23 protein-coding genes and 4 pseudogenes are annotated in these 24,013 nt (G+C 45.2%); 19 read left to right on the top strand and 8 right to left on the bottom strand.

What is annotated here, in order from left to right; genetic code table 11:
* Position 1 precedes the first annotated feature (1 nt).
* From DYC63_RS02055 to DYC63_RS12520, 13 genes and pseudogenes are all read left to right on the top strand, one after another.
* On the top strand, positions 2-625 hold the full coding sequence (locus DYC63_RS02055) for a hypothetical protein (RefSeq protein WP_115217708.1): 624 nt from the start codon (positions 2-4) through the stop codon (positions 623-625).
* A gap of 117 nt (positions 626-742) precedes the next feature.
* Positions 743-955 carry a GH-E family nuclease gene (locus DYC63_RS02050; protein WP_115217707.1) on the top strand — a complete coding sequence of 71 codons (213 nt, stop codon included), beginning with the start codon at positions 743-745 and terminating at the stop codon, positions 953-955.
* A 2-nt stretch (positions 956-957) separates the two neighbouring features.
* On the top strand, positions 958-1,500 hold the full coding sequence (locus DYC63_RS02045) for an ankyrin repeat domain-containing protein (protein ID WP_115217706.1): 543 nt from the start codon (positions 958-960) through the stop codon (positions 1,498-1,500).
* Between the two features lie 293 nt (positions 1,501-1,793).
* Positions 1,794-2,417, top strand: a complete 624-nt coding sequence (locus tag DYC63_RS02035) for a hypothetical protein (protein ID WP_115217704.1) — start codon at positions 1,794-1,796, stop codon at positions 2,415-2,417.
* A 126-nt stretch (positions 2,418-2,543) separates the two neighbouring features.
* A complete protein-coding gene (locus DYC63_RS13645; RefSeq protein WP_115217703.1) occupies positions 2,544-2,684 on the top strand; it encodes an ESPR-type extended signal peptide-containing protein in 141 nt (46 codons plus the stop codon).
* A pseudogene (locus DYC63_RS13640) lies at positions 2,677-2,823 on the top strand (hemagglutinin repeat-containing protein); the annotation flags it as partial. The gene DYC63_RS13645 and the pseudogene DYC63_RS13640, both read left to right, overlap by 8 nt.
* 684 nt (positions 2,824-3,507) lie before the next feature.
* Positions 3,508-4,737 carry a VENN motif pre-toxin domain-containing protein gene (locus DYC63_RS02020; RefSeq protein WP_115217702.1) on the top strand — a complete coding sequence of 410 codons (1,230 nt, stop codon included), beginning with the start codon at positions 3,508-3,510 and terminating at the stop codon, positions 4,735-4,737.
* Between the two features lie 717 nt (positions 4,738-5,454).
* Positions 5,455-6,378, top strand: a complete 924-nt coding sequence (locus tag DYC63_RS02010; RefSeq protein ID WP_147284906.1) for a hypothetical protein — start codon at positions 5,455-5,457, stop codon at positions 6,376-6,378.
* A gap of 9 nt (positions 6,379-6,387) precedes the next feature.
* Positions 6,388-7,167, top strand: coding sequence for a hypothetical protein (locus DYC63_RS02005; protein WP_115217699.1), 780 nt, complete (start codon positions 6,388-6,390; stop codon positions 7,165-7,167).
* A 16-nt stretch (positions 7,168-7,183) separates the two neighbouring features.
* Positions 7,184-7,381: a hypothetical protein gene (locus DYC63_RS02000; RefSeq protein ID WP_115217698.1), complete on the top strand. Its 198-nt coding sequence runs from the start codon at positions 7,184-7,186 to the stop codon at positions 7,379-7,381.
* Between the two features lie 9 nt (positions 7,382-7,390).
* A complete protein-coding gene (locus tag DYC63_RS01995; RefSeq protein ID WP_115217697.1) occupies positions 7,391-8,170 on the top strand; it encodes a hypothetical protein in 780 nt (259 codons plus the stop codon).
* Between the two features lie 163 nt (positions 8,171-8,333).
* Complete coding sequence (locus DYC63_RS01990; RefSeq protein WP_115217696.1) at positions 8,334-8,606, top strand: hypothetical protein; 273 nt, start codon at positions 8,334-8,336, stop codon at positions 8,604-8,606.
* Positions 8,607-8,754: 148 nt separating this feature from the next.
* Positions 8,755-9,132 (top strand): hypothetical protein, encoded by a 378-nt coding sequence (locus DYC63_RS12520; protein WP_172459368.1) that lies wholly within the window; start codon positions 8,755-8,757, stop codon positions 9,130-9,132.
* A 94-nt stretch (positions 9,133-9,226) separates the two neighbouring features.
* Here DYC63_RS12520 and DYC63_RS01980 read toward each other — a convergent pair.
* Positions 9,227-10,103 (bottom strand): annotated as a pseudogene (locus DYC63_RS01980) (IS982 family transposase).
* A gap of 97 nt (positions 10,104-10,200) precedes the next feature.
* Positions 10,201-10,338 (bottom strand): annotated as a pseudogene (locus DYC63_RS01975) (IS1/IS1595 family N-terminal zinc-binding domain-containing protein); the annotation flags it as partial.
* Between the two features lie 194 nt (positions 10,339-10,532).
* On the opposite strand from DYC63_RS01975, the gene DYC63_RS01970 reads away from it, so the two are divergent.
* Together DYC63_RS01970 and DYC63_RS01965 are read left to right on the top strand one after the other, a co-directional pair.
* Positions 10,533-11,309 (top strand): substrate-binding periplasmic protein, encoded by a 777-nt coding sequence (locus DYC63_RS01970; RefSeq protein WP_115217694.1) that lies wholly within the window; start codon positions 10,533-10,535, stop codon positions 11,307-11,309.
* A gap of 180 nt (positions 11,310-11,489) precedes the next feature.
* Positions 11,490-12,364, top strand: a pseudogene (locus DYC63_RS01965) (IS982 family transposase).
* Positions 12,365-12,525: 161 nt separating this feature from the next.
* On the opposite strand, the gene fbpC reads toward DYC63_RS01965, so the two are convergent.
* The 6 genes from fbpC to DYC63_RS01935 all read right to left on the bottom strand — a co-directional run bounded on the left by fbpC (position 12,526) and on the right by DYC63_RS01935 (position 21,500).
* Entirely contained in the window at positions 12,526-13,575 is a 1,050-nt protein-coding gene (fbpC, locus tag DYC63_RS01960; RefSeq protein WP_115217693.1) for a ferric ABC transporter ATP-binding protein, read from the bottom strand.
* A 14-nt stretch (positions 13,576-13,589) separates the two neighbouring features.
* A complete protein-coding gene (locus tag DYC63_RS01955; protein WP_115217692.1) occupies positions 13,590-15,644 on the bottom strand; it encodes an ABC transporter permease in 2,055 nt (684 codons plus the stop codon).
* Positions 15,645-15,719: 75 nt separating this feature from the next.
* A complete protein-coding gene (locus tag DYC63_RS01950; protein ID WP_115217691.1) occupies positions 15,720-16,754 on the bottom strand; it encodes an ABC transporter substrate-binding protein in 1,035 nt (344 codons plus the stop codon).
* A gap of 13 nt (positions 16,755-16,767) precedes the next feature.
* Positions 16,768-17,808 carry an ABC transporter substrate-binding protein gene (locus DYC63_RS01945; protein WP_115217690.1) on the bottom strand — a complete coding sequence of 347 codons (1,041 nt, stop codon included), beginning with the start codon at positions 17,806-17,808 and terminating at the stop codon, positions 16,768-16,770.
* 358 nt (positions 17,809-18,166) lie between these two features.
* A complete protein-coding gene (gene mgtE / locus DYC63_RS01940) occupies positions 18,167-19,537 on the bottom strand; it encodes a magnesium transporter (protein WP_115217689.1) in 1,371 nt (456 codons plus the stop codon).
* A gap of 97 nt (positions 19,538-19,634) precedes the next feature.
* Positions 19,635-21,500 (bottom strand): ComEC/Rec2 family competence protein, encoded by a 1,866-nt coding sequence (locus tag DYC63_RS01935; protein ID WP_172459367.1) that lies wholly within the window; start codon positions 21,498-21,500, stop codon positions 19,635-19,637.
* An 82-nt stretch (positions 21,501-21,582) separates the two neighbouring features.
* Here DYC63_RS01935 and DYC63_RS01930 point away from each other — a divergent pair, with 82 nt between their 5' ends.
* From DYC63_RS01930 to DYC63_RS12515, 4 genes are all read left to right on the top strand, one after another.
* Positions 21,583-22,149 (top strand): DUF2062 domain-containing protein, encoded by a 567-nt coding sequence (locus DYC63_RS01930; RefSeq protein ID WP_115217687.1) that lies wholly within the window; start codon positions 21,583-21,585, stop codon positions 22,147-22,149.
* A 293-nt stretch (positions 22,150-22,442) separates the two neighbouring features.
* Entirely contained in the window at positions 22,443-23,123 is a 681-nt protein-coding gene (locus DYC63_RS01925; RefSeq protein ID WP_115217686.1) for a histidine phosphatase family protein, read from the top strand.
* 67 nt (positions 23,124-23,190) lie between these two features.
* Positions 23,191-23,562: a hypothetical protein gene (locus DYC63_RS01920; protein ID WP_115217685.1), complete on the top strand. Its 372-nt coding sequence runs from the start codon at positions 23,191-23,193 to the stop codon at positions 23,560-23,562.
* A gap of 58 nt (positions 23,563-23,620) precedes the next feature.
* The gene (locus DYC63_RS12515; RefSeq protein ID WP_172459366.1) at positions 23,621-23,776 is read left to right on the top strand and encodes a hypothetical protein; all 156 of its coding nucleotides are present in this window, start codon (positions 23,621-23,623) and stop codon (positions 23,774-23,776) included.
* Positions 23,777-24,013 lie beyond the last annotated feature (237 nt).

Genomic DNA, 24,013 nt, shown 5'->3' with positions numbered 1-24,013 from the left:
AATGAAACTGCTCAGTAGAAAAGACGTTGCCCCCATCTGCAAAAAAATTGCATCAGAGCATGAAGGTTGGGTTTATATATCAGAAGAGTTTAGGCATAAAATCAGCAATCACAGCACCATTTATATTATGCCGTTATGGGCATTTAAACTGTCCGCTCAACCCAGTGTTTGGCTGGAAAACAAACAAACTACCAAGCTAATCAAACAAGTGAGAGAAAAATATTATGGGGGGGGGTATCCGATTTCCACCATGAGGATTCTCCGCCCAGGCGCAACGCTCAAGACGCAGGTTTATCAGGAGTTTGTTTATGACCTGATTGCCGCCGAACGCTATATCCGCGATTTTTTTGCCCGCGGTTTGAGGGTTATCGAAAAATATTATAACTATAGTGATGAAAGGGAGTTATTGGAGAATATACCGTTTCAGTCGGATGGGGGGAATGCAGAAAGGTATTGTTATACCAGAATTGTATTAGGTGATTTTGAGTTTGTTGAGAGTTTTATTAATGATAAAATAAAAACAGATGTTCCCAAAAGAGAAAAGTTTATCAGCATTGCAAAAGAATTACTGCCCGTCTGGAAAAAGAATTATCAGGAAACCGGAAGTGTCTTTGGTAAGAAATAGGTTCGGAAGTCTATCAAAACTGCATTAAGGGTTGTGCAATAAGTGTTGGAAAAAATGCTGAGGATACCGGGCTTATTGAAGGGGCAATTTCTAGAAATATGTATTTATTAAGGGCATATTCCTGGATATGAACATCGTCGTCTAGTGCTTGCCGCTAATCAAAAAGGAATGACGCAGCAACAATTCAATGATTTTGTAAATAGCCATCCAGAATATTTCAGGTTAGAGAATAGCAAAATTAACCGAGGACACTCTGGTGAAAAACCAGGAATTGATGACATTGAATCAATCATTAGAGACATTAATAAATTCTTTGAACAAGGTAAATAATTATGAATTACGATATGAGTGGTGTAGAAATATTAGAAGCATTAGATGTAGGAGACACTGTTAAAGTTGAAAAAATTATAAAATCGAATCCCCACAGAAGTTTATTAGAAGTTACAGAAAAAGAAAAATGGAATTGGTTACATAAATCCTTGATGGGATTTAACCCTATTAACCCCCCTAAAAGCGTAATAGAATTTCTTATAAGAAAAGGTATCTCCATTAATGCTCAGGATATTTATGGCATGACGCCATTGCACTATGCTATGCGTGCACGTAATGCTGAAGCGGTGATTGCCCTACTAGAAGCGGGGGCTGATCCTAACATTCCTAACCAAGATAGAGCAATACCTTTAGCGATGATTAGAGCAATGCCCGAAAGGCTAGATATATTAGAACTTATGCTAAAAAAAGGAGCGGATATTCATTTTCATAATGGTGAATATGAAGTTCTTGAAGGTATTAAAAAAAATAGAGGAGATGAAGCCATTTTTAAACCTGTTATTGAGATGATGGAAAATTTTTCTCAAAAAAAAAGCAGAGCCTAATGAAAGAAGCAAAAAATAAGGGGCTGAAGCCAGCATCCCCGTCTCTAATGGCTATATCGCCATTGACCTGTCAAACAATCGGCAAGTCAGCCACATTACGCTGGATTCACAGGGAAGAGCGGGCATTGAAGTCAAAACCGGCAACGCCGGTTTGCAGCGCAACCAGTCGGAAGTCTATCAAAACTGCATTAAGGGTTGTGCAATAAGTGTTGGAAAAAATGCTGAGGATGCCCGGCTTTTTGAAGGGGCAGTTCCCAGGAGCATATATTTGTTAAGAGAAGTTGGAGAATAAAATGAAACTGCTCAGTAGAAAAGATGTTGCCCCCATCTGCAAACAAATTGCCGCAGAGCATGAAGGTTGGGCTTATGCCGCAGAAAGCTTTAGATATAAAATCGGCAATCACAGCACCATTTATATTATGCCGTTATGGGCATTTAAACTGTCCGCTCAACCCAGTGTTTGGCTGGAAAACAAACAAACTACCAAACTAATCAAACAAGTGAGAGAAAAATATTATGGGGGAGGGTATCCGATTTCCACCATGAAAATTCTCCGCCCGGGCGCAACGCTCAAAACGCAGGTTTATCGGGAGTTTGTTTATGACCTGATTGCCGCCGAACGCTATATCCGCGATTTTTTTGCCCGCGGTTTGAGGGTTATCGAAAAATATTATAACTATAGTGATGAAAGGGAGTTATTGGAGAATATACCGTTTCAGTCGGATGGGGGGAATGCAGAAAGGTATTGTTATGCCAGAATTGTATTAGGTGATTTTGAGTTTGTTGAGAGTTTTATTAATGATAAAATAAAAACAGATGTTCCCAAAAGAGAAAAGTTTATCAGCATTGCAAAAGAATTACTGCCCGTCTGGAAAAAGAATTATCAGGAAACCGGCAGTATCTTTGGCAAACAATAGGTATAATCTATTTTCAAGAATGTTTTGCCTGTATCAGCACTTACGCCCCTTCACAAACCCGCCTCATTTCCGAGCGAAAAGCCCGTTTTCGGTTTTTATTTCAACTATTCTTTCTAAGGACAGAACATGAACAAGCGTTTTTATCGAGTGATCTTCAGCAAAGCCCGTTCCATGCTGATCGCCGTAGGAGAAACCGCCCGCAGCAGCGGCAAAAGCCGCCGCCAACAAGCGGGCAAAGCGCTAAACCGCCGGCGGCAATATCGGTAAAGGCTACGGCAACGGCGACAGCAACACCTGGCAGCACAGCCGTATCGGCCACGCCGACAGCGCCACCCTGCTCACAGCGCAAAACAGCCTCGCCCTGCGCGGCGGCCAAATCCACGGCCACAGCATCGACATCCAAGCCGCCAACCTCAACATCGAAAGCCTGCAGGACAGCCTGCGCTACAGCGGCAAACAGGAAAACCTCGGCGGCCAAATCACCATCGGCTACGGCGTCTCGGGCAGTGCCAACTACAACCGCAGCAAAATCAATGCCGACCACGCCGCCGTCAGCGAACAAAGCGGCATCTTTGCCGGCGACGGCGGCTACCGCATCGACATCGGCGGGCATAGCGAACTTATCGGCGGGCTGATCACCTCCACAGCCGCTGCCGAAGCGCAAGGGCGCAATCGCTTCAGCACTGCCACCCTCTCCGCCCGCGACCTGCACAACCACAGCCACTACGAAGGCAGTAGCATCGGCCTCTCCGGCGGCGGCGCCATTGGCGGGGAAACGCTCGGCCAAGGCAGCGCCGCCGACAATCCCCATCTGATCAACCAAGGCGGCGGCCTCAGCGGCAGCGACAACAGCATCGGTTATGGAGAAGCACAAGACCGCCGACACAGTACCACCTACAGCGGCATCAACACTGCCAACCTGCACCTCGGTGCGGCACATACCGCCCCCGAACTGCGCCGCGACATCAACACGGAAGACGCCCAAGGCAGCAGCGGGGCGCTGATCAACCGCTTTGACGCCCAAAACGTACAGGCAAGTCTTGACTTGCAACGCGACATCAGCCAGGAATTTTCCCGCACCCGCGGCGCCGTGCGCCAGCTCATCAATACAAAAGTCGAAGCCGCCGAGCAATCAGGCGACAAACAGCAAGCCGCCCAACTGCAAAAACTCGGCGTCGCCCTGGATATGCTCGCCTCGGGGCTATCCACCCCCAACGGCAACGGCCTCATTGGCAGCATCGCCAATACCGGCGCCCCGCTGCTGACCTACCAACTTGGCCAAATAGCCAAAACCAAGCAAGCCGAAGGCAGCACCGCCCATATCGGCGCTCATGCCGCCCTTGCCGCGCTGACAGCGGCATTAGGCGACAACGACCCGCTTGCCGCCGCCCTATCGGCAGGCGGCAGCGAAGCCGCCATCCCGCTGATCGCACAAAGCCTCTACGGCACACAAGACCCCGCCAAACTCAGTAGTGCGGAAAAAAGCCAACTTGCCGACATTGCCCAACTCATTGGCGCGGGCATCGGCGGCATCGCAGGCGGCGGAAATACCGCAGTCGCAACGGCAGCCGATGCGGGCAGAAGGGCGGTGGAGGGGAACTATCTAAACGTACCCGAAGCTCAAAGGAGAAATGCCCTATTGGAAAAATACGCTTGGCTGGATTCCCGGGCACAAAGAGCATGGTATCAATCGGTTGGAACAGAGGAAGAGAAAGCCGCCATTTACGAATATCTTCAGATAGAGAATCTTGATCGGAGTAGAAACGTTGAATTTAACAAAGCTTACGATAATTGCAGAATTAATGCTGACTGTGAAAAATTCCACTACCTACATGTAACCCAGCGGACTTTGTGGAATGCTCCCGGAATCGAGCTCTTTAAAGAAGATATGCGAAATAATAATATAGATAGCAATTGGGAAAAGTATCCTGATAGCAAGAATGCCTTCCATAATTTTTCTGAAGACGGGAAGAGCGTTGCAAGAAATGCAGACGGTACTTTTGTTAATACAAAGTACATCCATAGAAACGGACAATATGAAGTGATTGTGGATAGGAACAATAATATTGTTACCTTGCCGTCTAGTGCTGGAACATTTAATTACTATCCAGAGTCAGAAGGAATAGGACATATAGATTATGATGTAGATCCGTGGATGGATTTTGGTAGTGGTAACGGAGATAACACGACATATGATAGTAGAAAAAGTAATTCTGAGTGGTATTATAGAAATTTTCTTGGAGAGTTCTCATTTGGCCCGAATGTTGATGCAATAAAAACATTTAATTCTACAGATGAAAAACAAGGTAGAGACAAATGAATTTACGAAACAAAATAATTGCTGAGATATTAACTTTTATATTGTTAGATATTCACACTGTTTTTTGTTTTATGATGTTTTCTGTCTTAACTAATGCGGAGGTTAAAAGTGCTATTATTAAATCAACACCACTTTTTATATTTTCTTACATTATTATTTTTTTTATATTTTATATCAATATAACAAGAAAACTTTATACGGAAAAACCTTATATTCGATTGGGGGTTTTAATTATGTTTCTATTTTCGCGTTTATTTTATTTTGGTTTTTCCACGGTTGTACATTTGTATTAATAAAATGCATAACTATAGCCGTTAAACTTTAAAACAAGACGGAATTTCCTACGAAGAGCAAAGAAAGCAAAGTATTGAGCAAAACTCGCTACGCAGAGCCGGCGAAACTGCAAATTCCCACAAAACCAGTTACGGAGCACTCAAAATCCCCTTTTGCCTTGCCGCAGACAGCGCAGGATTTTTCGGGAACAAGCGCGTCACTGTTTGAGCGAAGCGCAGCGTAGTGAGTTTGACGTGCGCCGAAAAATTCAAGCTGGCAAGGGAACTCCGCGTAGCGGAGCAAGGCAAGGGGCTGCCTTTCTTTGCGCACTTTCTTTGGCAGCGCAAAGAAAGTACGGCACAGCGCAGCGTTAAAAATAAATCATAAGAATTAAGCAATGCCAGAAATCTGGACGTTTTCAGTATAAATAGATTTTTGGGTTGAATGGCTATACAATCAAAGCAGTTTTTTCCAAAGCAAGTAGAAGAAACGAGTTTTTTGTTAAACAAATATTCTCAAGCAGCTCAATATCAGTCACCTCCGTTTAATTTAAAAAATCCGTTTAGCAGAGAAATGTTCACAGGAGAAAATTTGCCAAAAGGGAATAATTCAGATTTTGCTAAAGGAATTTTGACTGGATTAAAGGCAACTGCTTGGGATAATCGTGCTGCTGCAACAGGTGGCGCACAATTTGGCATGCCTGTTGGCACATTCAGCTATAACCAATACGAGCAAGAAAATCCATATCAGCCTAATACGCAGCAAGAATTTCTAGGTGCTACCTATCTTTTTCCTCTTGCTACAGCGGCAGCTGGAAAAGTTTCTGCAACATCTATACCGAAACTAACCAAACCATTTGGCCAAAGAGTATTTAATGGAGTAGAATTACATCACAAATTACCAGAACCTGCTAGTGGCTGGGATTACACACCAAAATTATTAAGTAATGGTACTCCCAATCAAGTCAATTCACACATAAATGGCTTTCGCGCAGAATTGCGCTTAGCTAATGAATTAGCTAATTCCGACAGAGTTGTATTGAAATATGGAGACAAAATAGGCGCACATGGCAGTGATGTACTGACCGTTAATCTTAAAACTGCTGAAGTAGAATTATGGGATAGCAAATTCCGTCAGGCACCAACATCAGGAAAAGTTTCCCCTACCTTTACTAAAGAGCCAGCATTAGGAAAAGCAATAGAAGAAGCAGAAAAATTGGTTAGAAAATCGAATACTCTTCCGCCTAGAATAAAAGCAATGGCATTGCAAAATTTAGAAAAAAGGAACGTGACGACCTATACAGTCGGTCAAGGAGGGGTAAAATCATCTGAAATCCGTAAAGTGATCGACAGCAAATTACAGCCTTAGGAGTAATCAATGAAATTCTCAGTTGCAGAAGAAATAGAGCTTTATACCGGCTTTATGTATGATTTTTGTTTTAACCTTAGAAATCCAGAGAATAATGATTTTTTAGGTAATTACGGTTCTCATGATATAACAGATGTATTAAATGCCACACTGGTTAATTTAGGGGAGCGCTATGCCCCTATTTTAGAGCGCGGCATCAATTGGTTATGCCATGGGATTGAACACAACGAGGGCATAGGTCCCAACCATAATGAAAGTATCGCCTTTCATCAAACCAATTTACATATCAGTTTAGCCTTGGGTTTATGGTTGCGCGATAATCAAGATGATTTAAGCTTGTGGAATAGGGTATTGGATTTTCATCAACAAAGTCTCTTGAATCCGGATATCTATCCTGAAAGCCAAATGCCCACCGCCCAATTGGCTGATTGGGGCATGCGTTGTTTATTGGCGCAAGAATATGAGAAAGGTATTGAAGGATACCGCCAATATCATCCGGCTGATATTTCGACAAAACATCTCCATATGTCGGAGGCGAAGCTGGCTTATGCTTATTGCTTGCATTACGCTGAGAATCAATTTTCATATGATGAACTATTTTCTGCTGCCAGAAAATTATTAAATAGAAAAATGGAAAATGATTGGCTGTGTAAAGGACAAACCAAATATGCCACAATATGGCTGAAAATTGTCTATGCTCATGAACAAGCCGATTTGTTACCCAAACAAATTCTCTGGAAAGCCTATGACCATATGCCTAAGGTAGAAAAACCCGAGTTTGCAAAGTGACAAAAATGCAGTATTAATGATGATTTCCGCTACTATATTGGTAGTTTACGAAGCAGAAAAATTGGTTAGAAAATCGAATACTCTACCGCCTAAAATAAAAGCAATGGCATTGCAAAATTTAAAAAAAGGGAACGTGACGACCTATACCGTCGGTCAAGGAGGGGTAAAGTCATCTGAAATCCGTAAAGTGATCGACAGCAAATTACAGCCTTAGGAGTAATCAATGAAATTTTCGGTTGCAAAAAAAATAGAGAGCTATACCGGCTTTATGTATGATTTTTGTTTTAACCATACAAATCCGGAAAATAATGATTTTTTAGGTAATTACGGTTCTCATGATATAACAGATGTATTAAATGCCACACTGGTTAATTTAGGGGAACGCTATGCCCCTATTTTAGAGCGCGGCATCAATTGGTTATGCCATGGGATTGAACACAACGAGGGCATAGGTCCCAACCATAATGAAAGTATCGCCTTTCATCAAACCAATTTACATATCAGTTTAGCCTTGGGTTTATGGCTGCGCGATAATCAAGATGATTTAAGCTTGTGGAATAGGGTATTGGATTTTCATCAACAAAGTCTCTTGAATCCGGATATCTATCCTGAAAGCCAAATGCCCACCGCCCAATTGGCTGATTGGGGCATGCGTTGTTTATTGGCGCAAGAATATGAGAAAGGTATTGAAGGATACCGCCAATATCATCCGGCTGATATTTCGACAAAACATCTCCATATGTCGGAGGCGAAACTGGCTTATGCTTATTGCCTGCATTACGCTGAGAATCAATTTTCATATGATGAACTATTTTCTGCTGCCAGAAAATTATTAAATAGAAAAATGGAAAATGATTGGCTTAGCAAAGGGCAAATCGAACATGCCACAATATGGCTGAAAATTGTCTATGCTCATGAACAAGCCGATTTGTTACCCAAACAAATTCTCTGGAAAGCCTATGACCATATGCCTAAGGTAGAAAAACCCGAGTTTGCAAAGTGACAAAAATGCAGTATTAATGATGATTTCCGCTACTATATTGGTAGTTTACTGATAGAGTATGTGATGAAAAGCAACCTGTCCGTAGTGCGAAGGAAAGCCATTTTATTGACTTATATTTCAGCATAAATATTACATAAAAGATGTAGGAAATATATTAATTGGTATGAATGCTGCTGTTTTAGGACAATCATTTTCTGATTTCCAAAAAGCAAGCGGAGCTTTGCAACAAGATGGAAAGACAGGTGTGGTATTACATACCATTACTGGAAAAACTTATGGTACTGCTCCTATGTATGGTGAATTGCCGTATCAGTATTACAAATCTAAGTATGGTTATGAGTTAGGACTGGAAAAAATTGAAACAGAAAAGAGACTAAAAAATCTAATTCCTAACAAAGTACCAACCGTTGGAGAATTATTCAATGCAATTCCTTAACAAAGTAGATTTTATAATAATTGTTCTTGTGATATTTATCCCAATATTGTTTTCTATAATTTTTATATTTAAATACATAAGAGTGACCTTTTTAAAATATGTATTCTCTACTTTTTTTATACTTGCTATATGTATAGTTTTATACATTATGTATTGTTATATCAATCCCAAAAAATTAACCCATTATTGCATTGATAGAGAATGCATTTCTATTGTTATTCGATATGGAGATAGTGGTATCAATTCTCCGATTTATTTAAGAATTTATGATAAGAAAATTTTCGCAAGACTTCAATTAGAAATAAATGATTATATTGAATTTATATTCGAAGGAAATGTATTTGTTTCCAACATCCTATTTGATAATAAAATCAATATATTGTCTTCAAGTTTAGTAGAGTGGACAAATAGTGTTGCAGATAACGTTTATTTTTCAGATAAAATACTTGCAATAGACTCATTTCCTGATGGGTATATTGAAATTAGCGATTTATGGAGAGATTATGGAAGTAAACTGATGTACTAACTATTGTAAGTTCTAGTGTTTGTCAATGTTATTAAAAATATCCATTAATTATACAAAATATATAAAATTAACCTGAGTTCGGGATAAGCCACCTCTATTTAGCAGCCGCCAAAGCATTCTTCCCAAACATCTGCGGCTTATACGCAAACAAGCAATATGCCGTTAATCCAGAAATCAGATTCAACAAAAATCCCTTCTCCGAACGATGGCGAGTATGTTCAATTTGGCATAGATTCTTTAACTGATCAAAAATCGTTTCAACAACACATCTTTGTTTTAACAACCTTTTTTGTTCAGGACTTTGGGGCGGGGATTTCATATTCTTTTTCTTGCCTGTCAGTAAAGTGATGTTGTATCTCTTTTCTAAGCAATCGCTTAACTCTTTGCTGATATAGCCTCTATCCCCAACCAACAATCCAAACAGTTTGTTTGCCATTTGTCGTAAGCCTTTACGGTCATCAACATTGCCTGGCGTTAGGCAGAAATTGACTAGCTCTCCTACATGATTAAACACTGCATGAAGTTTGAATCCATAGAACCAACCCATGCTGCTTTTGCCACGTTGAGCAATGTTTTTAAACACTTTATGCCTATGAATTCGACGATTGTGGCAAACAGATAAGATGGTGGAATCCACGATACTGATGCCTGTACATTTCCCCATTTGAGTACTGAGAAAAACCAACATAGCAGGTAATGCACGTTGTGCTAATTTGATAAATCGATTGTAGCTTGGCATGGTGGGGAATGCTGTTTTCCAAATGGTTTTAATTTGCCATAGATAGTAGCTTTTGAAATCACGTATGCGAATATGGTGGAAATAGATCCATACGGTAATGATTTCGCAAGTGCTGATAGAGGCTTTTCGGTTTCTGCTGTTGGGTTTGCTGATGAGTGTGCGGTTTAAAGTCTGCTTCAAATGTTTTACAAAAATCATCTACTTGGCAGAAAAGTGTTGTAAGATGTTCCATGTTAAAGGGCTTTTGTGATGGTTTGTTTTGTCAAAACAGTAGATTATCACAATTGCTCTTTATTTTTTAGTGGGGTGCTTATCCCGAACTCAGGTTAGGTTAAGGCATAACCGCCAATAAATTGCCGTTTGCAATCTTTGCATTGGTAGTTTTGTTTGCCATAGTTTTTTTTGCCGTTTTTCTTTATACTGTCACCTAGACAGGCTGGACAGTTGATGTATAGTGTGATTTGCATTTCACTATTTTATCAATTTCTCAGCTTGTTTTGTATTAGCATACTTTTTGATGCACTACCCTCAGGTTAAGTAATATTTCGTCTATATTCAAACCGAGACTTTGCCGCCGCTTGAGCGGTGATGAGTAAAAAGCAAAGCAAGGTTTGAGCGCTTCTCCGCCGCCAAGCGGTTTTTACTTTATGAAGGAAATACCATGTTTCATAGCAAAAAAATTTTACAAGTACTTTCTTGTGCTTTGTTATTCAGTAGCTTAACTGCTCAAGCACAAACGCCCGGTCATTATCAAATGCTGCGCGTATTGCACGTCGAGCCGCTCAGCTATATGAGCGATGAAGGCAAAATTGCAGGATTTGAGAGCGATTTAATCGCCGAAATCAAAAAACGCTCCGGCTTGGATATTCGCGAAGAAGTGATTGGCAGCATCAGTCAAGGCTTTGATAGCCTGCAGGCAGGCAAAGCAGATGTGATGGCGGCAGCTTTGAGTATCACCGCCGAGCGCGAAAAAATCTTTCTCTACAGTGAACCGTATTTTATTGGCAGCCCTTTAACTATTGTCACCAAAGACGAGAGCATCAAAACCTGGCAAGATTTAAAAGATAAAACCGTGATGGTGCAAGGCGGTTTCACACATGAAAAATGGCTGAAAGAATTAAAAGCTGAGCATGACAACGACGGCAGCATTAAAAGCGTGCCTACCAGCTTTTTGGCGGTCAAAGACGTCATTCGCGGCAAAGCCGATGCCACCATTAACGACGATATTATCATTCTGGGCTATGTCAACACCTATAAAGAATATAATTTAAAAAGCGTGATTGACAATACGTTCGGACAAGATCGGATTGCTTTTCTAATTAATAAAAATCATCCGGAACTCAAAGAAAAAATGGATAAAACTATTAAAGAAATGAAAGCCGACGGCACCATTGATGCCTTATTGAAAAAATGGTGGGGCGATTTATTTGTGAAATAAGCATTGCCTATCCATTCAAAACCAAAAATGCACCTGAATTCGGGTGCATTTTTATTGCGTCGGGTATAAATACCAACCTATAATAACCTGAGTTCGGGATAAGCACCCCACTAAAAAATAAAGAGCAATTGTGATAATCTACTGTTTTGACAAAACAAACCATCACAAAAGCCCTTTAACATGGAACATCTTACAACACTTTTCTGCCAAGTAGATGATTTTTGTAAAACATTTGAAGCAGACTTTAACCGCACACTCATCAGCAAACCCAACAGCAGAAACCGAAAAGCCTCTATCAGTACTTCCGAAATCATTACCGTATGGATCTATTTCCATCATATCCGCATGCGTGATTTCAAAAGCTACTATCTATGGCAAATTAAAACCATTTGGAAAACAGCATTCCCCACCATGCCAAGCTACAATCGATTTATCGAATTAGCACAACGTGCATTACCTGCTATGTTGGTTTTTCTCAGTACTCAAATGGGGAAATGTACAGGCATCAGTATCGTGGATTCCACCATCTTATCTGTTTGCCACAATCGTCGAATTCATAGGCATAAAGTGTTTAAAAACATTGCTCAACGTGGCAAAAGCAGCATGGGTTGGTTCTATGGATTCAAACTTCATGCAGTGTTTAATCATGTAGGAGAGCTAGTCAATTTCTGCCTAACGCCAGGCAATGTTGATGACCGTAAAGGCTTACGACAAATGGCAAACAAACTGTTTGGATTGTTGGTTGGGGATAGAGCTATATCAGCAAAGAGTTAAGCGATTGCTTAGAAAAGAGATACAACATCACTTTACTGACAGGCAAGAAAAAGAATATGAAATCCCCGCCCCAAAGTCCTGAACAAAAAAGGTTGTTAAAACAAAGATGTGTTGTTGAAACGATTTTTGATCAGTTAAAGAATCTATGCCAAATTGAACATACTCGCCATCGTTCAGAGAAGGGATTTTTGTTGAATCTGATTTCTGGATTAACGGCATATTGCTTGTTTGCGTATAAGCCGCAGATGTTTGGGAAGAATGCTTTGGCGGCTGCTAAATAGAGGTGGCTTATCCCGAACTCAGGTTATTACGGCCTTGGCTTATCTTGTACTGCTTTTCCACTTCTCCGGCTATAGCAAAACGGCAAGCAAATTTGGCGCTTGCCGATGTGTCTTTATTGCGGACGCTAGCGCATCAGTTCTTCTCATGCGTAGCGCTTGTTTTACGATTCTTTTTTCAGCAGGAAGATGCCTTGCGTGAGAAGGTGGACAAAGGCTTGTTTGGCTTCGGGGTCGAAATCTTCAGGGTTGCAGTTGATGAGCAGGGGCTTTCCTGCCCATTCGGCGATGATTTCCCAGTGGTTGCCCATGTAAACGGCGCTGCTGATGGTGCAGGCTTGCGCGGCTTCGCCCGTGTTGCTGAGACGGACGGCTTCCGGTCGGATGCCGATGAGGCATTCGCCGTCTTCGATGTTGAAGCCGGCGGCTTGCGGGAAGGGCAGGCAGTAGTTGTTGATGCAAATTTCGCCTTGTTTGAGTTCGCCTTCAAAGATGCTGCTTTCGCCCATGAAGTTGGCAAGGAAGAGGGAGTTGGGACGCAGATAGAGTTCTTTAGCGGGAGCTTTTTGCATGATGTTGCCTTTGTCCATGACGATGACTTCGTCCGAGACGGCAAAGGCTTCGCTTTGGTCGTGGGTGACGTATAAGGAGGTAATGCCGAGGCTTTGTTGCAGTTGGCGGATTTTTTCGCGCATGGAGCGGCGCAGGTTGGCATCTAGGTTACTGAGGGGTTCGTCAAAGAGTAGGACTTTGGGTTTGAGGATGAGGGCGCGGGCAAGGGCGACGCGCTGCTGTTGTCCGCCTGAGATTTGGTCGACGTAGCGGTTTTCAAAGCCTGCCAGATCGACGAGTTCCAAGGCTTCTTGGACGCGTTGGCGGCGTTCTTGCGCGGCGATGTTTTGCATGCGCAGTCCGTAGGCGACGTTATCGCCGATCGACATGTGCGGGAAGAGGGCATAGGATTGGAAGACGATGCAGATGTCGCGGTGTTGGATGGAGGTTTTGGTAACGTTTTCGCCGTCGATGAAGATTTCCCCTCTTGTGGGGCTTTCCAGTCCTGCGACTAGGCGTAGGACGGTGGTTTTGCCGCAGCCTGAGGGGCCGAGCAGGGTAACCATTGAACCGCGTTTGATGTTGAGCGAGAGATCGTCGATGACGACGTTTTTGCCGAAGGTTTTATTGATGTTTTTTAGTACTAAGAAGTCTTTATCCATTTTGTTTACCTGTTTTAGTTCATGGTTTTGGCTTTGGAGCGGCTGATGCGGGTATCGCCGACGATCCAGTCAAAGAATAAGATGATTGCCATCATGACGACGATGAGTATCGAGCCGTAGGCAATGGCGATGCCGTATTCGCCGTCTTCAACGCGGTTGAGGATGTAGGCTGTCGCCACGCGGGTGTCGGCGGTAACCAAGAAGACGATGGCGCTGACGGTGGTCATGGCGCGCACGAAGCTGGTAACTAATGCCGAGAGCAGGGCGGGCTTTAAGAGCGGCAGGACGACGTAGTAAATGGTTTTTAGGGAATTGCCTTTTAAGGATAGCGAGGCTTCGTCTAAGGATTTGTCGAGTTGCCCTAAGCCTGCAATGGCGGCGCGCATACCGATAGGCAGATCGCGCATGACCATGGAGATGATGATGATGACGCCTGTGCCGGTGATGTAGAGCGGGGCGCTGTTGAAGGCGAGGATGTAGGAGACGCCGGCAACGGTGCCGGGGACGGCAAAGCAGAGCATGGTCAAAAATTCTAGGGATTTTTTGCCTTGGAAGTCTTTGCGTACCACGATGTAGGCGATGAGCAGTCCGAACAGGGCGGTTAGCGGGGCGGCGATGCCAGCATAGAGCAGGGTGTTGAGCAGGGAAGGCCATGCGCCGTCGCTGAGGCTTTGTCCGAAGAGCAGGCTGTAGTTTTTCAGCGTGAGGCTGTAGTCCACGCCCCAGTTGACGGTAAAGCTGCCGTAGAAGATGCTGCCGTATAAGACCATGTTGAAAATGACCCAAAAACCGAGCAGGAAGATGATGAGGTATTTGAGGCTGGGCGGCAGGTCTTGCACGTCGCCGCGGTAGGATTTACCGGAGACGGTTACGTAGGAACGGTTGCCAATCCACAGATATTGCACGATAAATACCAGTAAGGAGAAGATGAGCAATATCGAGCCGAGGGTGCTGGCTGAGGCGTAGTCCAATTGCGAGCCGGCAATGTAGAAGTAAATTTGCGTGGCGATAACGTCGAAGCTGCCGCCTAATACTAAGGGGTTACTAAAATCTGCCAGCGATTGAATGAAGACGAGCAGGAAGGAGTTCGCCAATGCAGGACGCAATAAGGGGAAGATGATGCGAAAGAAGGTTTGGTAGCGGTTGGCGCGCAAGGTATAAGAGGCTTCTTCGATGGAGGGGTGAATGGATTTTAATGCGCCGTCAAGCACCATAAAGGAGAGCGGCGTAAAGGCGAGGATTTGCGCAATCGCAATGCCGTTAAAGCCGTAAAGCCAGTTGGTTTTGGTAAAGCCGAAGCCGGTTAAAAATTCCGTGACATAGCCTGAGCGTCCGAGCATGAGGGTAACGCCCAAGCCGACTACAAAGGGCGGGGTTACAATCGGAAGAATGGAGAAGATTTTGCCGATGAATGCCGTGCGCTGCGCGATGCGAGTGGTATAGAGGGCGAAAGCCAAGCCGAAGACGGTGGAGATGATGCCTACAAATGCGGATAAAAACAGCGAGTTGCTAATCACGCGGACAATATAGCTTTGGTTCAATATGCGCAATACTTGCTGGGGCGCGAAGTTATCCCCGTCGTAAAACATGGAAATCAAGATGGCGACGGTGGGATATACGATAAAGAAGAAAATCAATAAGATGATAGAGATAAGCGAGGCGATGATGAATTTGTCGCCCTGCATGATTTTTAAATTCGCTAAAGCGACGGTGGCAATGGCTGTGAGGCTGATGATTTGAACAATCACGGCATATCCCATGCTGACTTTCAGCCATGTGGCGGAAATAAAGGTAAACAGGCTGATGCCGGCGACCAGTATCAAATCTAATTTCGCTTGTTTTTCGACGGCATATTTCAATTTGGGCGTGAATAAAAAGCTGAGCAGGGGCAAAAACCACAGAATGCTGATATTAAGAGATGACCAGCCCATGGCTTCGTATAATTCGTCGGCGGTGGCTTCGAACAGACCATAGTCCAATGCGCGCGACGGTAATGCCATAAATGCCAGCAGGGCAAGCGAGATCCAAAAAACGGGCGAAGCGAAAAAGGAAGATTTTTTGGCGTGCATGATTCCTCACAGATAGATGTTCATTAAAAGAAAGGAATATCGCCTTAAAGCCGATATTCCTTTCCGATACAGCGATTATTTAGCTAATTTTACCTTATCCAGCCATTTTGAAATTAAACGCTTGCGTTCTTCGCTTGAGCCGTATTTGTCAAAATCATAATCAATCAAATTGATGGATTTGAAATCTAAAGAATAGGGCGATTGCTGCGCTTGCGAATTGGTAAGGATTTGATGGGTTTCGCCTTTTTGCCATGAAAGCTCCTGCGCTTCTTTTGACAATGCCCAATCGATAAACAGCTTGGCATTTTCCTGATTGCGCGCGCCTTTAATCAGGCTGACGCCGCCGATTTCATAGCCCGTGCCTTCGCAGGGTACGACCAATTCGACCGGCGCGCCTTTTTCTTGCTCGATGGAATGTTCGTGCAAGAAGCCGATGCCGATGGAGGCTTCGCCGCGGGCGGTGTTGCGCGTCGCCGTATTGCCCGATTTGGTGTATTGCGATACGTTTTGATGCAAGGCGCTTAAATATTTAAATGCGGCGTCTTCGCCCCATAATTGAATAAAGGTTGCCAATGCGGTGTAGGCGGTTCCCGAGCTTTGCGGGTCGGCGGATTGGATTTCATTTTTAAAGCGTGGGTCGGTTAAATCTTTCCAGCATTTGGGTACGGGAAGATTTAATTTCGCCAAGCGTTCGGTATTGACGCCGAAACCTAATACGCCGAGATAAATCGCCGAGGTGTAATTGCCTTTTCTTTTGGCGGGGTCTTTTAGCTCGTCCGGAATATATTGCAGATTCGGCGATTGATACGCCTCGAGCAAGCCCATTTCGCCGGCTTGGGAATGCGGGTCTAATGTGCCGCCATACCAAACGTCGCCTTGGGGATTGCCTTTTTCCGCATCAATTCTTGCCAAGATGCTGCCCGTGCCGCCGCGGATAAAGCTGGTTTTGACCTTGTATTTGCTTTCAAATGCCAGCACTTCCTGTTCGCACATCGTATTTTGCGCGCTGCAGTAAACCACCAGCCGCCCTTCGGCAGCAGCGGTTGAGGATAGCAGAGCACCGGCAATCGCCAGTACCGACAGGTGCAGGCAGAATGGTATTGCTTTCATGTTGCGCTCCCGTTTATTTGGCGAGCTTGACTTCATTGACCCATTTTTCAATCAGGCGTTTGCGTTCTTCGGCGACGCCGTATTTTTCAAAGTCGTAATTGATTAAATTGAGCTGGCTCGGGTCGAAGGCGGTGGGCGATTGTTCGGCGGTGGTATTGGTCAGGATTTGATGGGCATTGCCTTTTTTCCAAGCGGTTTCCTGCCCTTCCGCCGATAAGACGAAGTCCACGAAGAGTTTGGCATTATCGACGTTGCGCGCACCTTTGATGATGCTCAAGCCGCCGAGTTCATAGCCTGTGCCTTCGCAGGGAACGATCATTTCAATCGGTGCGCCGCCTTGTTTTTGCACGGCGTAATCATGCAGGAAGCCGATGCCTACGGTAGCTTCGCCGCGCGCGGTGCTGTTGGAGGGTGTGATGCCGGATTTGGTGTATTGCGAGATATTGGGATGCAGTTGTTTAAAGTATTCAAAAGCTTGTTCTTCGCCCCACAATTGCACGAAGGTGGCGATGGCGGTGTAGGCGGTGCCGGAGCTTTGCGGGTCGGCGATTTGGACTTCGTCTTTTAATTTAGGATTGCTGAGGTCTTTCCAGCATTTCGGCATGTCTTCGATGCCTAATTTTTTCAGACGTTCGGTGTTTACGCCAAAGCCCAAAATGCCCATATAGACCGCCGAGGTGTAATTGCCTTTGGTTTTGGCAGGGTCTTGGAAGCGTTCGATGATTTGGTCGATAAGCGGTGAGCGATAGGCTTGCAGCAGTCCCATTTCAGCGGCTTGTGCCTGCGGGTCGAGCGTGCCGCCGTACCATACGTCGGCTTGCGGATTGTTTTTTTCCGCTTCGATTTTGGCAAAGGTGCTGCCCGAGCCGTTGCGGATAAATGAGGTTTTTACATCGTATTTTTCGCTGAAGGTTTTTGTGATGGCTTCGCACATTTCATTGGTGGCGCTGCAATAAACGACTAGGCGACCTTTGGCTTGTGCGGGGGCGGATAGCGCTAATCCGGCGGCTAAAACGGCAGAAGCAATTGAAAAAGAGACGACTGTTAATTTCATCAAAATTTCCTTATTGGTTGAAACCCCTCCCTTTAGGGAGGATAATCTTGTGGGAGAGGTGTAACCTCTTCCAATTCAGGGCAACACACAGAGCGACGCTTTATGTGTTGCTCTGTGTGTTGAAACATGATTGTGACCTCTGATGGTAAATGCGTTAATCCTGCATGTTTATTTGCGCTCGACGCTTTTTATGCGGCAAAACGCAGGCGCCAAGCGGATAAAATGCTGTTGTAGTGTAGCTTAATCGCGTGTCTGTGCCTAGTGTTTTGCGGTTTGTTTTAGTGATGTTTTACGGTCATTTTTGTGCAAAAACGCACTATTTTTGTATATTTTGTAAATAGTTCACAGGGAATGCGGTTTAAATCAAAAATGCGGTCGCCAATCCCAATAATGCTAAAAATCCGATAATGTCCGTGAAGGTCATGAGGAAAATAGAGCCTGCCAAGGCGGGGTCGATTTTCAGGCGGTTGAGAATCAGCGGGATGACGACGCCGACAAAGGCGGCGGTCATGAGGTTGATGAACAAGGCGGCGAACATGACGGCGGCAAGGGCAGGGGCGCCGAACCATAGGTAGGCGATGAGGGCGGCAACACTGCCCCAGACGATGCCGCTGATGCTGCCGATGAGCAGTTCGCGCAGGATAAGCGCTCTGGCGTTGGCGCCTTCGATTTGCCCCAGCGCGATACCGCGGATGATGATGGTCAGCGATTGGGCGCCGGCATTGCCGCCTAAGCTGGCGACTACGGGCGCAAGGGCGGCAAGGGCGACGATTTGTTCTATCGTGCTGCCGAAGGCATTGATGACGGTGGCGGTAATCAGGGCGGTAAACATGTTGACGCCCAGCCAGATGCCGCGTCCGATGGCGGCTTTGTGAATGGGGGCGAAGGTATCGACTTCTTCGTCCATACCGGCGGTTTGCATGAGCAGGCGTTCGCTGTCTTCTTGGATATAGTCCATGACGTCGTCGGCGGTAATCCGTCCGACTAATTGGTTGTCGTCGTTGACGACGGCGGCGGAAATCAAATCATGTTCGCGGAAGGTACGCGCGACTTGCTGCCCTGTGGTGTTGAGGTGTAGGCTCACAGGGTCGTATTTCATGATGTCGGTCATGTGGAGCTGGTTGTCGGCGGTCAGCAATGTGGTGAGGAGGACTTCGCCGAGCAGGCGTTCGTCGCGGTCAACGACAAAGATTTTATTGGTGATGCGCGGCAGTTCTTCCATGCGGCGCAGGTAGCGGATAAGGGTTTCCACCAGCGTTTCGGGGCGCACGGAAATGGCGTCGTTATTCATCATACCGCCGGCGCTGTCTTCATCGTATTCAAGAATTTGTGTGAGGCGGGCGCGCTGGACTTCGTCCAAAGAGGAAAGCAGTTTGATGGCAACGTCTTCAGGCACGTCTTGCAGGAAGTCTACCAAATCGTCTTCCTGCATCGATTCGGCGGTTTGCAGGAGCTCTTCATGGCTCATTTCATCGACAATATCTTCCAAGACGCTTTCCGAGAGATGCGCCAAGACTTCGCCGTTATATTCGTCGTCCACCGTTTCCCAAACTTGCTCGCGCTCGATCGGCGGCAGGGATTCGAGCATACGCGCGATTTCCGCCGGTTTGAGTTCATTAACGATTTCGCCGACTTCCGCCAAGTCTTCTTCGTGCAAGGCTTCGCGGATTTGGCTTAGCGGAGTGAGGGGAAGAAGGTCTTCTTCTGGGATTTGCTGTTCTGCTTGCATACGACACCTGTGGATAAAATAAAGCACTCTTGCTTAAGGCGCGCATATGCTAAAGAAATCAGCCGAAAAAGCTAGTGTTTTCGCAAAAATTTGCGGCTTAATGATTTGCCTTGGCGCGCAATGCGGTATTGAGCGTGGCGGCGGTATAGCTCTGATTGCCGATAAATAGACTACAGCTTGCGCCGCGCTTGAAATAAAAGTCGGCGGAGGGGATATGTTCGGGACAGTATTGGTGCGCAAAAGAGAGTTCGGGCATGAGCGAGAGGGTGTAAATCGGCGTATCGGGATAGGCGGCAAGCAGGTCGGCAATGCCGCCGAGGGCGTGGCGGCTATCGTGGCTGATGATAATGGCTTGCGGACGCTGAAAGCGTTGGCGCAAAACAGGCAGCAGATAGCGGCGTGCATCATTGCGTTCGCGATATTGATAGGCGGTATTCAGCAGAATCGGCGCGCCGCTGGGCGGATAGAGAATAGCGGCGGGAATGCGCGATGTTGTCAGCACATAGTCGCTGCGCGAGAACAGCGGTGGCAGGGCGCAGGCAAGAGCGAGCAGCAAAGACAGTAGTGCCGCGCGTTTGGCGGCGGCAAGCAGACAAAGACAGGCAATGCTTGCCAGTACGCCGCTAGGCAACGGCATTTGATAAATCGGTTCGATATAGGCGAAAGGCATTTGCGCAGCAAGTTCGATGGGGCGTAGATAAATGTCTAAGGCAGCGGCGGCAAAGGCGCTTAAGGCGGGCAATACAAGCGCGGCAAGTAGCAGGCATAAGATGACCGCCAGCCAAGGCACGACCAGTAAATTTACCGCAATGCTGATGAGAGAAATGCCGCCGAAAATGCTCCATAGTAGCGGCGTCAGCACAAGCGTAATCCCGCCTTGTATAGCAAGCCATTGCCGCCATGCGGCGAGATGTTTGACCAGACGCAGCGTGAGTATCACGGCGGCAGTTGCACAAAAAGACAGCCATATGCTGAAGCTGAATAAAGCCAGCGGTTCAATAATCACAATCACAAATAAAGCATAGCCGAGGGCAAGCATGCCGTTGCCGAAAGGCAGATTGAGCCAGAGCAATAAGAGGCAGGCAAACATAATCCAAGCACGCAAAATCGGCGCTTGCGCACCGCTAATCAGTACAAAAGCCAATCCGCCGAATAAAGCGGCGCAGAGCGCCAGACTATGCGGCTCGATGCAATAACGCAGGCGGCTGAATACGGTCAGCATTTTAAACAGCCAATAAAAAACGCCCATCATCACGGCAAGATGCAAGCCTGAAATGGCAAGCAAATGACTGGTGCCGCTGATTTGCAATTGCCCGCGCATACGTTGGCTTAGCAAACTGCGGTCGCCGATTAGCAGGGCGCGTACCCAAGCGCGATGTTGCGGAAAACGGGCGTCAATTTGGCGGGCAATCGCGGTGCGGTAGGCGCTTATCACAGGCATAGCGGCAGTTTGCGGACGCAGCTGCTGCGGCAAATGCGCATAAAGTCTGCGTTTGCCGGGGCGAATCTGCAAAGTAGCGGCGAAACTGTCGCCAATCGCATAATTGGTGTCGCGCAAATAATGGCTGACATGCAGGGATTGACCGCGCAATGGAGGACAATCGCCCGCCATCAGACGCAGCGGCAGAATTTGTCCCAGCGGCAGATGGCGACGGGGAAAATTTTCTACCTGCCAAATGCCTGTGCAAGCAAATGACTCCTGCTGACTGGGCAAAGCCATATCCGCGCGCCACAGCCCTAAGACAAAGCAGGCGCACAATACGGCAAAAACGCGGTAGCGGCGCAACAGACTTAAGCCGAAACAGCACAAAAGCGGCAGCACATAAGCGGAAGTCTGACCCAGCAGTGGGGCGGGGATATGCCAAAAATCGCGACTTAAGACACCAAGCAAAAGCATCGCCAGTGTCGCTATATAGCGGTAAAAACGCAAATGTGGATATGACGATGAATTAAATCTTGGCATGGACAAACCTAAAGGATTTTTTTTCGCTATCATAACGAGAATTAACTGCCCTTGCCCGCCTTATCGCCGCTAAAGGAAAATTATGAAATTCTTTTTTAAACGCATTTTGCCTGCGCCGGAAAAACTCATTGCCAACCGCTTATTGCATTGGTTATTGAAAAAAATCGGCAATGCCTACATCTGGCAGATCAATCGCCGCAGCATTGCCGGCGGTTTTGCGACAGGGCTGTTTTTCGGCTGTCTGCCGATTCCCATACAAATTCCTTGTGCGGTAGCGGCGGCGGTATTTATGCGTTTTAATGTGCCGATTGCCGCTTTTTCGACCTTGTTCAGCAATCCTTTTACCATGCCGATGATTTTTTACGGCAATTATCAAGTCGGCTGCTGGTTTTTGGGCGGACGTGAAGGTTTGAGCGAATGGCATTTTACGGTGGCGAATCTCAAGCAATTGGGCGGTCAAATCCTGATACCGCTGTTTACCGGCTCGGTTTTGGTCGGCACCTTATTGGCAAGTATCGGCTATTGCGTGATTTACTATCTGTGGCAATGGAAACTGGTGCAGGTTTTGAGTAAACGCAAAAACTGGCATGCAAAATTGCGCCTACACCGCGCACAAAGACGCAAAAAACCAGTTTCTCATAAACATTGAAAGATTATTGGATTCGACTTTGTGTTGTTTTTCCACTTATCCATTCTATTGGGAATGTGTTATGTTTCAACAGCTAGGACGACAGATAAAGCGTCGTCCTAGCTGTTGTTCTGAATTGGCTGTGTTTATAGTTTCTTCAGATTAAAATGAGACAATAAAAATTTACAACATATTGAAAAATATTTCAATATGTTGTTTTAAAGCGTATCATTTTAATCTGAAGAGACTATACCGCCGCTCCTAATGAAATTCTACCGCCATAAATGGCGGGCTTTTAACCGAAAAGGATCCAGATGAAAAAAATTTATCTTCTCCGTCATGCGCAAAGTGCCGCTAATGCAGGCAAAAGTAGCGATATTGTCAAATATGCCAATGCCGATATTCCGATTACCGAATTGGGACAAAAGCAGGCGGAACAGTTAAGCATGTGGTTGTCGGAACATGTTGAGGACGTGAGAGAAATTTTTGTTTCCTCGTATTTGCGTACCCGACAGACCGCCGCGCCTTATGTGCAGGCTCTGCAAATCTCGCCTATTGTATTGCCTGATTTGCATGAATTTAATTATTTGTCCTTTGCCCATCTTCATGGCAAAACCTTTCAGGATTTGAGAAGTCGCTCGGAATCTTATTGGGCGCGAGATGATGCGGATTTTAAAGATGGTGATGACTGCGACAGTTTTGCATCGTTTTTCAATCGAATCCGCAATGTGCGCCGCTATTTTGCGGAAAAAGAGGATGGCGTTTATGTGGTGTTCGGGCATGGCTTTTGGATTGGCGTTTTGCTGTGGCAATTGATCGGGCGTTTTTCGGGCAGTCCTGATATGCAAAAATTCCGCGAATTTGAATTATTGGTGCGCCCGAAAAATACCGATGTTTATTTGTGGCAGATAGATGGCGCGGTGGAGAGCATTGCTAAAGTGAGAAATACAGATGCTGATGTTGATACGCTGAGGGATAAAAGCGAGCATTTGTGATTTTGAGTAGCCGTTTTATTTGAACATACCCCATAGTTGTTTAAATGCCTAATTTTGGAGCATATATATGTCCCATATTTACCTAGTTATTTCCGATAATGAAATTAAAAAAATCACCCAAGAAAGACTTTTAAAATTTCATCATATAGATAGCAATCAATCCAATAAATACGGCTATTATAGATATGATGAAGGTCTCTGTCAGATAATACGTGATGATATTTATTGCATTCATAATAAGCTAATTGAGCTATTACGTAATTACAGCAAGCAATCCAAAAAATTATTTTTTGCAAAATTTCTTCTGCTCAACAGAAAAAATGAAAACGATATGTTTAATCTCTCCTTGGCAAAAATTGACAAATGTGATTTCATCAAACTAGAAATTTTGGATAATAATTCATACCTACAGTTAAACACTATTTATCAAATATCTTAGGGATTTAAAATGTGTAAACTTACTCTTTATTGTATATTGTTGCTGAGTTTGTCAGCCCATGCTAATCTCTCTTACGGTCGATGACCTATTAGCGGATAAAAACCGCTTTAAACTCGATACGGATTTGAGCTATTATAACCATCATCGCTTATCTGTTGCTATGCAGGGGGCGAGTTATCGTTATGTTCTTAAGTTTGAGGATTTCGCCGGCTAAACAGATATTGGTGCAGGATAGGCATGGTGTCGGAGGCGAATATTTGCTTACGTCTGCTGTTTATTGTCGGAGACATGTTACAAGACGGCGATCCGCAGACAGTAAAGACCTTAGACCAAGATGAGTCAAGCCCGAAATAATTTTTCAATTCTCCGAAACGGCAGCTGTATCGTACGCAAAGACGCATACAAACTACTCAAGACAATGCTGTTAATTCACTGTGTTTTCACAGTAAAA

This window comes from Suttonella indologenes, assembly GCF_900460215.1.
Lineage (GTDB): Bacteria > Pseudomonadota > Gammaproteobacteria > Cardiobacteriales > Cardiobacteriaceae > Suttonella > Suttonella indologenes.
Note: the sequence above shows the minus strand (reverse complement) of the source record. Positions and strands in the feature narration are given on the sequence as shown.